The 13222-nt window shown below is 69.8% G+C and carries 12 protein-coding genes; 4 read left to right on the forward strand and 8 right to left on the reverse strand.

What is annotated here, in order from left to right; translation table 11 throughout:
• Positions 1–141: 141 nt before the first annotated feature.
• Genes treZ through glgX form a run of 3 tightly spaced genes read right to left on the reverse strand, consistent with a single transcriptional unit; the run spans position 142 to position 6059 of the window.
• Positions 142–1854: a malto-oligosyltrehalose trehalohydrolase gene (gene treZ / locus ABD830_RS13780; RefSeq protein ID WP_344987135.1), complete on the reverse strand. Its 1713-nt coding sequence runs from the start codon at positions 1852–1854 to the stop codon at positions 142–144.
• Complete coding sequence (treY, locus tag ABD830_RS13785) at positions 1844–3973, reverse strand: malto-oligosyltrehalose synthase (RefSeq protein WP_344987136.1); 2130 nt, start codon at positions 3971–3973, stop codon at positions 1844–1846. Before treY ends, treZ begins: the two co-directional genes overlap by 11 nt.
• The gene (gene glgX, locus ABD830_RS13790; protein ID WP_344987137.1) at positions 3966–6059 is read right to left on the reverse strand and encodes a glycogen debranching protein GlgX; all 2094 of its coding nucleotides are present in this window, start codon (positions 6057–6059) and stop codon (positions 3966–3968) included. The genes treY and glgX overlap by 8 nt, the downstream gene beginning before the upstream one ends.
• Positions 6060–6251: 192 nt before the next feature.
• On the opposite strand from glgX, the gene mscL reads away from it, so the two are divergent.
• Both mscL and ABD830_RS13800 read left to right on the forward strand, forming a co-directional pair.
• Positions 6252–6671 (forward strand): large conductance mechanosensitive channel protein MscL, encoded by a 420-nt coding sequence (gene mscL / locus ABD830_RS13795; RefSeq protein ID WP_344987138.1) that lies wholly within the window; start codon positions 6252–6254, stop codon positions 6669–6671.
• 86 nt (positions 6672–6757) lie between these two features.
• Positions 6758–7330, forward strand: a complete 573-nt coding sequence (locus ABD830_RS13800; protein ID WP_344987139.1) for a hypothetical protein — start codon at positions 6758–6760, stop codon at positions 7328–7330.
• On the opposite strand, the gene ABD830_RS13805 is transcribed toward ABD830_RS13800, so the two are convergent.
• Positions 7327–8253, reverse strand: a complete 927-nt coding sequence (locus ABD830_RS13805) for a threonine ammonia-lyase (protein WP_344987140.1) — start codon at positions 8251–8253, stop codon at positions 7327–7329. The two genes, ABD830_RS13800 and ABD830_RS13805, sit on opposite strands and share 4 nt — an antisense overlap.
• Positions 8254–8295: 42 nt before the next feature.
• Between ABD830_RS13805 and pip the strand changes: the two genes are divergently transcribed.
• A complete protein-coding gene (gene pip / locus ABD830_RS13810; RefSeq protein ID WP_344987141.1) occupies positions 8296–9261 on the forward strand; it encodes a prolyl aminopeptidase in 966 nt (321 codons plus the stop codon).
• A 14-nt stretch (positions 9262–9275) separates the two neighbouring features.
• Here pip and ABD830_RS13815 read toward each other — a convergent pair whose 3' ends face one another.
• A complete protein-coding gene (locus ABD830_RS13815; RefSeq protein ID WP_344987142.1) occupies positions 9276–9836 on the reverse strand; it encodes a phosphatase PAP2 family protein in 561 nt (186 codons plus the stop codon).
• A gap of 92 nt (positions 9837–9928) precedes the next feature.
• Complete coding sequence (locus ABD830_RS13820; protein WP_344987143.1) at positions 9929–10189, reverse strand: hypothetical protein; 261 nt, start codon at positions 10187–10189, stop codon at positions 9929–9931.
• A 123-nt stretch (positions 10190–10312) separates the two neighbouring features.
• Between ABD830_RS13820 and ABD830_RS13825 the strand changes: the two genes are divergently transcribed.
• Positions 10313–11107: a universal stress protein gene (locus ABD830_RS13825; protein WP_344987144.1), complete on the forward strand. Its 795-nt coding sequence runs from the start codon at positions 10313–10315 to the stop codon at positions 11105–11107.
• 20 nt (positions 11108–11127) lie between these two features.
• Here the strand turns inward: ABD830_RS13825 and ABD830_RS13830 are convergent, their stop codons facing one another.
• Complete coding sequence (locus ABD830_RS13830) at positions 11128–12243, reverse strand: glycosyltransferase (protein WP_344987145.1); 1116 nt, start codon at positions 12241–12243, stop codon at positions 11128–11130.
• Positions 12240–13211 carry a glucosyl-3-phosphoglycerate synthase gene (locus ABD830_RS13835; RefSeq protein WP_344987146.1) on the reverse strand — a complete coding sequence of 324 codons (972 nt, stop codon included), beginning with the start codon at positions 13209–13211 and terminating at the stop codon, positions 12240–12242. Before ABD830_RS13835 ends, ABD830_RS13830 begins: the two co-directional genes overlap by 4 nt.
• Positions 13212–13222 lie beyond the last annotated feature (11 nt).

A 13222-nucleotide genomic window follows, 5' to 3' on the forward strand; every position in this document is an offset into this window, starting at 1 on the left:
GTGCGCTCCATGCGTCGAAGAGGAGTCGGCGAGGCACTCAGGATCATCGGCGATCGGGCGTTGCACGGGTGGAGCGGAACGGGATTCTGTGGACGGACCCGGCCTGTGCGACGCCCCTGTGGATAACCCCTGCCCGAAGCGTCAGGTTCGGCAGACGGCCATGGACTGCGCAGGGAGGCGCAGCTTCTTCCCGTCCGCCACCACCGGCTCGTCCGAGACCAGCAGCACCATCTCCGGCGACACCGCCACCGGCACCGTGACCGAGTCCTGCGCGAAGTTCACGGCCACGGCCAGCCGGCCCCGCCACATCAGCAGCCACTTCTCCAGCGGATCCACCTCCACCCGGACCCGGTCCAGCCGCGGATCCGACAGTTCGGGCAGCGCCTTGCGCAGTGCGATCAGGTCGCGGTACCAGCACAGCACCGACCAGTGCGCCTCCTCCTTGGCCTCGCTCCAGTCGAGTTTCGAGCGCAGGAACGTCTCCTCGTCCGAGGGGTCGGGCGCGTCCCACACGTACCCGAACCCGTCGAACTCGCGCGATCGCCGCGCGCCCTCGCTCTCGCGGAGCGCGGGCTCCACATGGTCGGAGAAGAACAGGAACGGCGTGCGCGCCCCCCACTCCTCCCCCATGAAGAGCATCGGCGTGAACGGCGAGGTCAGCAGCAGCCCGGCCCCCAGCTTGAGCGCCGGGACGGGCAGCCGGTCGCCCTTGGGGCGGTTGCCGATCTGGTCGTGGTTCTGGACGCAGGCCACCAGCCGGTGCCCGGGCACGCCCGCGAAGGAGCGGCCGTGGGCGCGGCCGCGGAAGCTCGAATAGGCCCCGTCGTGCAGCACCCCCGAGGTCAGCACCTTGGCCAGCGCCGACAGCGGGGCGAAGTCCGCGTAGTAGCCGTGCGACTCGCCGCTCACCGCGCAGTGCAGGGCATGGTGTACGTCGTCGTCCCACTGAGCGGTCATGCCCAGGCCGTCGGCGTCCAGCGAGCGCACCATGCGCGGGTCGTTCAGGTCGGACTCGGCGATCAGTGACAGGGGGCGGCCGACCGAGCAGGCCAGCGCGTCCACCTCCTCCGACAGCTCCGCCAGCAGGTGCCTGGCGCGGCTGTCGTGCAGCGCGTGCACGGCGTCCAGCCGCAGCCCGTCGATGTGATAGTCGCGCAGCCACTGCACGGCGTTGCCGACGAAGTACCGCCGCACCTCGTCGGAGTCCGGCCCGTCCAGATTGACGGCATCGCCCCAATAGCTGCCCTTGAACCCGGCGAAGTAGGGGCCGAACGGATGCAGGAAGTTCCCCGAGGGCCCCAGATGGTTGTAGACCACGTCCAGGATGACCCCGATCCCGGCCCGATGGCACGCGTCCACGAACGACTTGAGCCCGTCAGGTCCCCCGTACGTCTCGTTCACCGCGTACAGGTCCACCCCGTCATACCCCCAGTTACGCCCCCCGGGCACGGGCGCGACCGGCATGACCTCCACGAAGTCGACGCAGAGCTCCACGAGGTGCGGCAGCTTCTCGACGGCCGCCGAGAACGTCCCCTCCGACGTGAACGTCCCCACGTGCAGCTCGTAGATCACGGCTCCCCGCAGGTCGCGGCCCTTCCACTCGTGGTCGGACCAGGTGAAGCGGGCGTGGTCGTACACGGCACTGGGTCCGAAGATCCCCTCCGGCTGCCGCCGCGACCGGGGATCCGGGTACGGCCCGTCGCCGTCCACCAGGTACGCGTACCGCGTGCCGTGCGAGGCCCCCGCCACCGCGACCGACCACCAGCCCCCCTCCCCGCGCGACAGCGCGTGACGGTCGTCCCCGAGGGACAGCTCGACGGACGTGGCCTTCGGTGCCCAGACCTCAAAGATCATGTCTCTCCAGAAGTGAGACGGGATACTGACTGAGCAGGTGAGCGAGTGGGATGCGCCCCGTGTGCAGGCCGCCGGTGAGCAGGTCCCGCCACGTCCCGGCGGGGAGCGTCAGGGACGTGGAGCCCCATCCCGACCGGGCGAGCCGCACCGGCAGCCGGGTGGCGACGGCGACGGCCTGCGGCCGGTCGCCCCTGGCGAAGGCGATCACGTGCTCCGCGGCGGGCCCCTCCGCCCACAGCGGCCGGTACGGCGCCGCGCCCCTGAGGCGGCGGCGCAGGCGCAGCGCCTGCGTCGTCACCAGCAGCTTGGCCGCGTCCCACGAGCTCTCCGGTTTGCGGGGGTACGTCACGGGCCGCCGGTTGTCCGGATCGACCAGCGAGAAGTCGGTGGTCTCGTTGCCCTGGTACACATCGGGCACTCCGGGCATCATGAGCTGCACGAGCTTGGCTCCGAGCGAGTTCGACATCGCGAAGGGCTCGATGCGCGAGGTGAACTCGCCCACCGGCAGCCGTACGGCCGCCTCCGCGAACTCCCGCAAGCCTCGCTCATAGGACGGATCCGGATTTATCCAGGAAATGGTGGTCTTGGCCTCCCGCGCCGCCTTGAGCAGGTAGTCCGTGAACCGCTCGGCCGAGATCGGCCAGGCCGCCATGAGGTTCTGCCATGCCAGGTAGTCCAGCGCGGGATCGAAGCGCACCGAGGACGACCACGACGACACCGCGGCGGCCCACTCCTCGGGCAGCTCCGACAGCACAGACAGCCGGGCGCGCACGTCCTCCGACCGCTTCGTGTCATGCGTGGACAGCGTGGTCATCGTGTACGGCCGCAGCTCCGCGCAGAAGTCGTGGAACTCCTCCACCGGCACCCCGAACACGTCCGGCTCCCCACCCACCTCGTTGAGGCACGCCAGCGGATACCACCGGTAGAGCGCCGTGTCCTCCACGCCCTTGGCCATGACCGGGCCGCACGCCTGCTGGAAGCGGACGATCGCCTCGGCGGAGCCGTACAGGACCTCGCGGGCGAGCGGCAGCACGGCGGGCGAGCACGCCTCGGCGGCCAGCTCGACGATCTCGACGGACTCGGGCGGCGGCGGCTCGCCCGGCACCACGTACGCGCGGTAGACCGGCATCGCGGCGAGCAGCTCGCGCACGGCGGCCGGGTCCTTGCAGGCGGCGTCGGCGAGGCGGCCGACCTCCGCGCCGAAGAACAGGTCGATGACCTCCCGCTTGGCCTGCGCCATGACGGGCCGGTACTCGGGCGGCTGCCCCGTCATGTCCGTAAAAAGCTGCACAAGGGGAGATTTCCCGGCGGGATCCACGAAGAGGCCGTTGACGCGGTTGAGCACGTCGTAGCCAGTGGTGCCGTCGCAGGCCCAGTCGCCCGGCAGCCGCTCGGGCCCGATGAGGATCTTCTCCACCACGGTCCACGTCTCGCCCGCCCTGGCGCGCAGCCGTTCGAGATAGCCCCGCGGGTCGGCCAGCCCGTCGGGGTGATCGACGCGCAGCCCGTCCACCAGCCCCTCGTCGAGCAGCCAGAAGATCACCTCGTGCGTGGCGAACAGCACGGACGGATCCTCGACCCGTAGCCCTATTAACGACGACACGTCGAAGAAGCGCCGGTAGCCGGGGCCCTCGCGCCAGTCGGCCAGCCGGTAGTGGCCGGGGTAGGGGTAGGCGTGGTCGTGGTAACGCAGCACGTCGCCGTCCACGTACGGGTCCGTGTCGTCCCAGAGCACGGGCAGGGCGACCTTCCCCTCGGACCAGTCGATGTCGAACCAGTTCGCGTACGGCGAGGCGGGACCGTCCTTGAGAACCGACCAGAACTGCGCGTTGACCGTGTTCATGTGGTTGGGCACGATGTCCACCACGATGCCCAGGTCATGGGCGGCGAGCTGCTGCGCCATCTCCCTGAACCCCGTCGCCCCGCCGAACTCCGCCCTGATCCTGGAGTGGTCGATGACGTCGTAGCCGTGCCGCGACTCGGGCGTGGACTGCAGGATCGGCGACAGATAGACGTGGCTGACGCCGAGGTCGCGCAGGTAGCCGGCGATCTCGGCCACCTGCGCGAAGCCGAAGTCGGGGGTCAGCTGCACCCGGTAGGTGGAGGAGGGCCTAGACACGACGCAGCACCTGCACGCTCCGTCCGGGCACCTCGATGGCGTCGCCGCCGCGGCAGGTGCGCGCGTCCAGCTTGATCGGCATTGCGGTGTCGATCTCGGTCAGCCACATCTCGCCGTAGTCCTTGGGGATCGTGAACTTGATGGTGTCGTGGTGGGCGTTGAACAGCACCAGGAACGAGTCATCCCTGATCGGGCGGCCGCGACGGTCCGGCTCGGTGATGGCGTCGCCGTTGAGGAAGACGGCCAGGGACTTGGCGTACCCGACCGTCCAGTCGCTGTCGGTCATCTCCTCCCCCGACGGGGTGAGCCAGGCGATGTCGTTCAGGCCGCGTACCGGCTTGCCGTAGAAGAAGCGCCTGCGGCGGAAGACCGGATGTCTCTTGCGCAGCTCGGCCAGGCTCTGGGTGAACTCCAGCAGCAGCCAGTTCTCCCGCACGTCCGACCAGTCGACCCAGGTCAGCTCGTTGTCCTGGCAGTAGCCGTTGTTGTTGCCCTTCTGCGTGCGGCCCAGCTCGTCGCCGTGGGAGAGCATCGGCACGCCCTGCGACAGGAAGAGCGTGGTCAGGAAGTTGCGTTTCTGCTGCTCGCGCAGCGACTCCACGGCGTCGTCCGCCGGGCCCTCCTCGCCGCAGTTCCAGGACCGGTTGTCGTCGGTGCCGTCGCGGTTGCCCTCCTTGTTGGCCTCGTTGTGCTTGACGTTGTACGAGACGAGGTCCTGCAGGGTGAAGCCGTCGTGGCAGGTGACGAAGTTGATCGAGGCGGCGGGGCGGCGGCTGTCGTCCTGGTAGAGGTCGCTCGACCCGGTGAACCTGGAGCCGAACTCCGGCAACGTGGCCGCCTGCCCGCGCCACAGGTCGCGGATCGTGTCGCGGTAGCGCCCGTTCCACTCGGTCCACCGGGACGGGAAGTTCCCGACCTGGTAGCCGCCCGGCCCGACGTCCCACGGCTCGGCGATCAGCTTGACCTGCGACAGGACCGGGTCCTGCTGCACCAGGTCGAAGAACGAGCTCAGCCGGTCGACCTCGTGCAGCTCCCTGGCCAGCGTCGAGGCCAGGTCGAAGCGGAACCCGTCGACGTGCATCTCGATGACCCAGTAACGCAGGGAGTCCATGATCATCTGCAGCACGTGCGGCGAGCGCATGAGCAGGCTGTTGCCCGTGCCCGTGGTGTCCATGTAGTAGCGCTCGTCGTTCTCGACCAGCCGGTAGTAGTTGAGGTTGTCGATCCCCCTGAGCCCCAGCGTCGGCCCGAGGTGGTTGCCCTCGGCGGTGTGGTTGTAGACGACGTCGAGGATGACCTCGATGCCGGCCTCGTGCAGCGCCCTGACCATGGCCTTGAACTCCAGCACCTGCCTGCCGCGCTGCCCCTGGCTGGAGTAGCGGTTGTGCGGCGCGAAGAACCCGATCGAGTTGTAGCCCCAGTAGTTGGACAGCCCGCGCTGCTCCAGGATGTGGTCGGTGACGAACTGGTGCACCGGCATGAGCTCCAGCGCCGTCACGCCGAGCTTGGTGAGGTGGTCGAGGATCTCGGGGTGGCCGAGCGCCGCGTACGTGCCGCGCAGGTGTTTGGGGATCTTGGGGTGGCTGATCGTCAGGCCCCGCACGTGGGCCTCGTAGATCACGGTGTCGTGGTACGGCGTCGCGGGCGGCCGGTCGTGCCCCCAGCCGAAGAACGGGTTGATCACGACGGAGCGCGGCACGTACGGGGCCGAGTCCATGTCGTTGCGCGTGTCGGGCTGGCCGAACCGGTAGCCGTAGACCGCCTCGTTCCAGCTCACGTCGCCCTCGATGGCCATGGCGTACGGGTCGAGCAGCAGCTTGTTCGCGTTGCACCGCAGGCCGTGGGCCGGGTCGTAGGGCCCGTGGACCCGGTAGCCGTAGCGCTGTCCCGGCCCGATCCCCGGCAGGTAGCCGTGCCAGATGAACCCGTCGACCTCGGTCAGCGGCACCCTCGACTCGACGTTGTCCTCGTCGAACAGGCACAGCTCCACCGCGTCCGCGACCTCGGTGTAGAGCGAGAAGTTCGTGCCCGCGCCGTCGTAGGTCGCCCCGAGGGGATAGGGGTCACCCGGCCAGATCTCGATCATCGAGGCTCCCTTGCGGTCTCTCCCCATGTTCCGTTCCCCCGCTCAACCCGACAAGCCGCTTTGTTCCTTCCACCGACACCACGTCGTTACTCCAGTTGAACGGGGTGAGCCGCCGCCGACGGCGCGGTATCGGCGGCGACCCACGCCCTCAGCATGGTTTGCCGCGCCCGATCCTGGCTACGTGGTGGTGCCATGGGCGGCTTCAAAAAGTTCTTACTCCGCGGCAACATCGTCGAGCTCGCGGTGGCCGTGATCGTCGGCGCCACGTTCAGCGGTCTGGTGCAGGCACTCGTCAGCGATCTGATCACGCCTCTGATCGGGGCCATCACCGGCGGCAGGCAGCCGAACTTCTCCGAGTTCTCCTTCACGATCAACGGCAGCCAGTTCAAGTACGGCGACTTCCTCAACCACCTGTTGAGCTTCCTGGTCGTCTCCGCGGTCATCTACTGGCTGGTCGTGGCCCCGATGACCCGGCTGATCAGCCTGTTCGACCATGACAAGAAGGTCACGACCAAGCAGTGCCCCGAATGTCTCACCGACATCCCGACGGAGGCCCGCCGGTGCGCCGCCTGCACGGTCGAGCTGGTGCCGGATTCGGAGAAGCCCAGGTAGGTTTGCCCGGAGATGGCACGACGCAGGTTTCCGGCACTTGGGCGCAGTGGTGCGCGGGCGGGGTGCCGGTCCGACAAGATGGACCGATGAGCGTTGAGTTGATGGTGTGGGACGAGCCGGTGCCGATCAGCCGGGACCAGGCCCGCGCCACCTATCTGGCGGTGAAGCGCACGTCCCCCGTGGACGGGGACGTGCCCGACGTCGCCAAGGAGCTGCCCGGGGAGGTCACGCTCTATCCGGGCCACGTGCTGGTGGCGATGGACCTGGACACCATGGACGAGACGTCCGCCCAGGTCTTCACGGTCGCGCGGGCACACGGGCTGGTCTGCTACGACCCTCAGCGCGACCTGGTGCACAACGTGGCGCCGCTCGGCGTGTACGAGGGCATGCAGCTCCACACGGGCGACGGCATGATCGTCCACGACCCGGACCTCGGCCTCGTCCACGACGTCCTGGCCACGCTGTCGGCGCAGAACCCGTTCGTGGCCCTGGTGAACTTCGGCCGCCACTTCCTGCAGGTCTCCCCCGGCTACGAGCTGGAGTACAAGGAGACCACCCTGATCAGGACCATGGTGCCCGAGCTGGAGGAGGTGCAGGCGGCCTTCAACGAGTACGCCACCGGCGACCGCTCGTTCCTCGGCCGCCACGAGTGGGCCTAGATCACCTGCCGGAACAGGTCGGGATCGACGTTCCCCCCGGACAGCACGGCCACCGTGCGCCCGGCCCTGCCCGCCGTACCCGGGACCCGGCCGGACAGGAGCGCCGCCGTGGTGACCGCCCCGCTGGGCTCGGCCACGAGCCGCGCCGACCGCGCCAGGTGGCCCATGGCGGCCCTGATCTCGTCCTCCGACACGGTGACTATCCCGTCGAGCCGCCGGCTGAGGTGCGCGAAGGTCAGCTCGGACAGCCCCGTGCGCAGCCCGTCGGCCATCGTCCTGAAGGTCCTGGCCGGCCCCCACTCCACCGGGTGCCCGGCGGCCAGGCTCTCCGCCGCGTCGGCGGCCAGCTCTGGCTCGACGCCGATCACCTTGGTCCCGGGGCGCAGCGCCTTGACGGCCGTGCTGACCCCGGACGCCAGCCCACCGCCGCCCACCGGCACGAGCACCACCTCGACGTCGGGCGAGTCCTCGACGATCTCCAGCCCGACGGTCCCCTGACCCGCGATCACCAGCGGGTGGTCGTAGGGCGGCACCAGCGTCAGCCCCCGCTCCCGCGCCAGCTTCTCGGCGACGATCTCACGCTCCTCCGGCGGCACGATGACGGTCTCGGCGCCCCAGCCCTCGATCGCGGCCAGCTTCACCTTGGGCGCGCCCTCGGGCACGACCACCACGCACGGCACCCCGAACTCCCTGGCCGCGTACGCCAGGGCCTGCCCGTGGTTGCCGGACGAGTGGGTGACGACACCGTCGGGCCGCAACGAGGCCACGGCGTTGTACGCTCCCCGGAGCTTGAACGCCCCGACGGGCTGCAGACTCTCCGGTTTCACCCACGCCTCGCCCATCCGCACGAGCGGCGTCCGCACCGCCACTCCCTTGATCCGATGGGCCGCGGCGCGGATGTCGTCAATGGTCACGAGGTTCATGCGATCATCCTACGGACCGTAAATGAGGCAGGATCGGGGACCATGAGAACGCTGTACCCGCCCATCGAACCGTACGAGTCGGGCCTGCTGGATGTGGGCGACGGCAACCAGATCTACTGGGAGGTCTGCGGCAACCCGGACGGCAAGCCCGCCGTGATGCTGCACGGCGGCCCCGGCGGCGGGTGCACGGCCAACCACCGCCGCCAGTGGAATCCCGAGCTCTACCGGATCGTCCTGTTCGACCAGCGAAACTGCGGCCGCAGCCTGCCGCACGCCAGCGACCCGGCCACCGACCTCGCCGCCAACACCACCTGGCACCTCGTGGCCGACATGGAGAAGCTCCGCGAGCACCTGGGCATCGACAGGTGGCAGGTGTTCGGCGGCTCGTGGGGCAGCGCGCTGGCGCTCGCGTACGCGCAGACGCACCCCGACCGCACGACCGAGCTGGTGCTGCGGGGGATCTTCATGCTGCGGCCCCACGAGCTGCGCTGGTTCTACCAGGAGGGCGCCTCCTACCTGTTCCCCGACCTGTGGGAGTCCTATGTGGCGCCCATCCCGCCCGAGGAGCGCGGCGATCTCATGGCCGCCTTCCGCAGGCGGCTCGAGGGGAAGGACGCCGCCGCCAGGCTGGCCGCGGCCAAGGCGTGGACGCAGTGGGAGGGAGGCACGATCTCGCTGCTGCCCGACCCGGACCGGGTCGAGGAGTACGGCGAGGACAGCCACGCCGTCTGCTTCGCCCGCATCGAGAACCACTACTTCCATCACAACGGCTGGTTCGAGCCCGACCAGCTCATCAGGGACGTCCACAAGATCCGGCACATCCCCGCCGTGATCGTCCAGGGCCGTTACGACGCCTGCACGCCGATGACCACCGCCTGGGACCTGCACAAGGCATGGCCGGAGGCCGACTTCAAGGTCGTCCACGACGCCGGCCACGCCTTCACCGAACCGGGCATCACTGAACGGCTCGTTGAGGCGACAGACGGCTGGGGTGGATCCGCAGCGTAGCGAGGACATCCACCTCAGCGCGCCGAGCGTAGCTCGGCCAGATGAACACGGGCGAGCCGTACGGCAGGAGTGACGGCCCCCACCACCAGCAGCGCGAACAGCGGCGCCAGCGTCACCCCGACGAGGAAGCCCGCGGCCACGTCGTGCGGGTAGTGCACGCCCACGAAGACCCGCGTGAACGCCATGAGCGCCGCCAGCGGCAGCACCACCCAGGCCAGGGCGCGCCAGGCGAGCACGAGCGTGGCCGCGGCGCCGGCCGCGATCACCGAGTGGTTGCTGGGGAAGGACCAGTCGTCGGGGGGCGGGCAGGCGGCGATCGTCGTGATCCCGCCCCGGCACGGCCGGTCCTCCCTGATGATCGTCTTGACGACCTCGCTCACGACGTACGCGAACACAACCCCGGCCGGTCCCGCGATCACCAGCGCCAGGTCACGGGCCGGGCCGCGCCACGCCCGGAGTGCGGCGACCGCGAACAGCGCCACGAACAGGAATAACCCGGCATCAGTCCCGACTTCGGCGAGCGTGTGCAGCCACCCGGGCGTGGTCATGGCGAAGTCGACGATGTCGCGGTACACGTGTGTCCTATCCGTTAATGGGCAGTGGACAAGACCTTACGAACTATCGCCGTCAGATGCCTCGACCATTCGACCGAAACATCGGGAGAAGTCTAGGACAGGAGCTGCCGAACCAGTGCCGCCTGCTGGGTCTCCAGCTCGCCTGCGGAGATGAGGCCCCGGTCGAACGCCTCGGTGGTGGCGTCTCGGGAGGCTATGTAGAAGGCGGCCATGATCTCGCTGCGGAGCGGCGTGAAACCGCGCTCGACGCAGTCGGAGAAGACGGTGACCTTCTGCTCCACGAGCTCCGCGGACACCGTGCAGGCGAGGTCGTGCTCCCTGAGCTGCTGCACCGCTTCACGGAGGGTGACCATGACAGACCCATTGAAGTTGAAGCGGGTATCAAGGGTGATCTTCACTTCTTTACGCCTCCAATGGTTTACAACGTTCCGATCAAGGCCGCGTATTCCCAGCTCAGAGCGGGTAGGAGGGCTGTCGTGATCGGAGAGCACGTGATCGTCGGCTACACCGCCGACCAGGGCGGACGCGATGCGCTGGCCCTCGGCGCGGCGATCACGCGCGTCACCGGCGGCGAGCTCACGGTCGCCACGATCTACCCGCCGGGCAGCCCGGGGCTGGCGGTGGAGGCGCAGGCCAACCTGGCGCACGCGGCGGAGGAGCTGGGGTCCACCCCGGCCGAGTACCTCACGTACGAGAGCAGGGGCACGGGGCGCGGGCTGTCGGTGCTGGCCAGCCGGATCAGGGCCGACCTGATCGTGGTCGGCTCGGAGGAGGGCGGCCAGCGCGGCCGCATCGCGATCGGCGCCACCGCCGACCACCTGCTCCACCTGTCGTCGGAGGCGGTCATGCTGGCGCCCGCCCACTACGTGCCCGTCAACGGCCCTGAGCGCTTCACCCTGGCCTACGTGCACCGGCCGCAGTGCGACGAGGCGGTCGAACGCGTCGCGCAGGCGGCGCTGCGGCTCGGCATCCCGCTCCGGCTGATCACCCTCGACCTGCGCACGGAGAACCAGGGCAAGCTCAGGGACGACCTCGCGCTGGCCGTGCGGCTGGCGTGGGAGACCACGGGGATCGAGGCGGAGTCGGAGGTGGCCGAGGGGCACGACGTGGCCGCCGCGCTGGCCGACGTCGAGTGGCTGCCGGGCGAGCTGCTGGTGTGCGCGGCGAGCGAGGACGCGCAGCCGCACCGGGTGTTCCTGGGCGAGCTGGCCATGAAGGCGCTACGGGCCTCCCCCTGCCCGGTCATCGTGCTCCCCCGCGGCTTCGCCTGACTCCTTCGCGGGGCGGCGGGTCAGCGGGTCGTCGCGCGCTCGTACAGCTCCAGGTAGCGCTCGGCCATCACGGACGGCGAGAAGCGGCGGCGGGCCTCCCTGCGGCACTCCTCCGGATCCAGCTCGTCCACCCGCAGCACCCACTCCGCCAGCTCCTCCTCGGAGTCGGCCAGGAACCCGGTGCGGCCGTGGTCGATGATCTCGGGCAGGCAGCCGCGGCGCAGGCCCACCGGAGGCACTCCGAGCGCGAGCGCCTCGACGACCGCCGTGCCGCCGGGCTCGTCCCACTGGATCGGGAAGAGCGCGGCCCTGGCCGAGGCGTAGAGCTGGTCCCTGTCCGCGCCGCCCACCGCGCCGACCCACCTGACCAGCTCCCCGTCCAGATAGCGGGACACCTGGTCGAGGTGGTAGCGGACGTCCGGGTGGCTGTGCAGCGGGTGGTACGGGTTCTGGACGACGACGTCCAGCTCGGCGGCGCTGTTCCGGCCGCTGACCGGCCCCGCGAGGACCAGCGGGAGGCCGAGCTTCTGGCAGACCCTGGCCGCCACGTGCTGGCCCTTGAGCGCGCAGATCCGGCCCATGACCACCAGATGCTCGCCGCGCTCGACCCGCAGGTCGCGGTCGGCGAGCGGGCTCGCCAGGTGGACGGCTCCGAACGAGGCCGCGCGCAGGGCGTCGGGGGCGCGGGCGAGCTGCGACTCCGAGACGCCGTTCACCGCGATCCCCGTCGGGAACGCGCCGTAGAAGGCCGGATGCTTGTGCAGGTCCCAGTGCAGGGTGTGCAGGACGGGCGGCCCGCCGAGCGCCGACAGCACCGCGGGCCCGACGACCTCCACGTGGTCGTGCACGAGATCGATGTCGTCGCGGGCGCGCAGCTCGGCCACCACCCTGGCCTGGTGCGCGTGCGCGATCCCCATGACCTGGTTGTACGGCTTCTGCAGCTCCGTGAACCGGCCGTCGTCGAAGACGCTGATCAGCTCGTCCACCTCGAGCGTGCTGGAGCCGACGGAGGCCAGGACCACCTGCACGCCGCGTTCGCGCAGCGCGGGCACCAGCGTGGCCACCACGTTCTCGATCCCCCCATAGCCGGGGGGCGGGACCGCGAGCCACGGCCCCGCGTTGACCAGGACTTTCATGCCACATCCTCCTCAAGTACGAGGGAGGCGAGCGGAGGTCGCTCCGCCACGGCCACGTCCACCAGGTCGACCCCTTCCAGCCCGAACTGCAGCATCGTGTGCCCGGGAGGGTCGGCCGGCAGCACCCGGCCCTGCCGTTCCAGGCGGGACCAGGCGGTGAGCATGATCTGCCCGGCCATCCGGCCGAGCGCGGCCACCGATTGGTGTGTGTGCGTACGCGTGCCCAGGTCCACCTGGGCCATCGCGTCAAGTCCGACAAGCTGGAGGAAGTCGACGAGGAGCCCGAACTCCACGCCGTACTCGGTGACGAACGGCACCTGTTCCAGCACTTCGCGCCGGGCGGCGTACTCGCCGCCGAGCGGCTGCGCGAATCCGGCGAGCTCCGGCCAGAACATGGTGAGCAGCGGCCGGGCCACCAGCTCGGTCACGCGCCCGCCCGCACCGCGGCGCATGACCCCGTCCTCGCCCGTGAACGGCCGCTCGTACATCCCCTTGACGAAGTGGATGTCGGGGTCCGTCAGCAGCGGCCCCACCAGGCCGGACACGAAGTGCGCGGAGAAGTCGCGCAGGTCCGCGTCCACGAACACGACGATGTCGCCGCTGGAGGCGGCCAGCCCCTTCCACAGCGCCTCGCCCTTGCCCGTCAGGGGTGGCAGGTGCGAGAGCACCTGGTTCTGTGCCACCACGCGGGCGCCTGCCTCGCGCGCCCGCTCGGCGGTGGCATCGGTGGAGTTGGAGTCGACGACCAGGATCTCGTCGACAAGCGGCAGGCGCTCGACGAGCTCACGGCGAATCTCGCGGACGATGTCGCCCACGGTGAGCTCTTCGTCACGTGCGGGTAGTACGACGCTAATCGTCGTGGATCCCTTGGCCAGGATTAACGCATCCGCCGGCCACTCGGCTGCTGTGCTCGAGTGCGGACCGTACCACTCCTGGACCCTGGCCAAGGCTCGAAGATCTGTCTCCATGCAGTCAGCCC

The sequence above is a fragment of the Nonomuraea helvata genome (genome assembly GCF_039535785.1).
GTDB classification, from domain to species: Bacteria; Actinomycetota; Actinomycetes; order Streptosporangiales; family Streptosporangiaceae; genus Nonomuraea; species Nonomuraea helvata.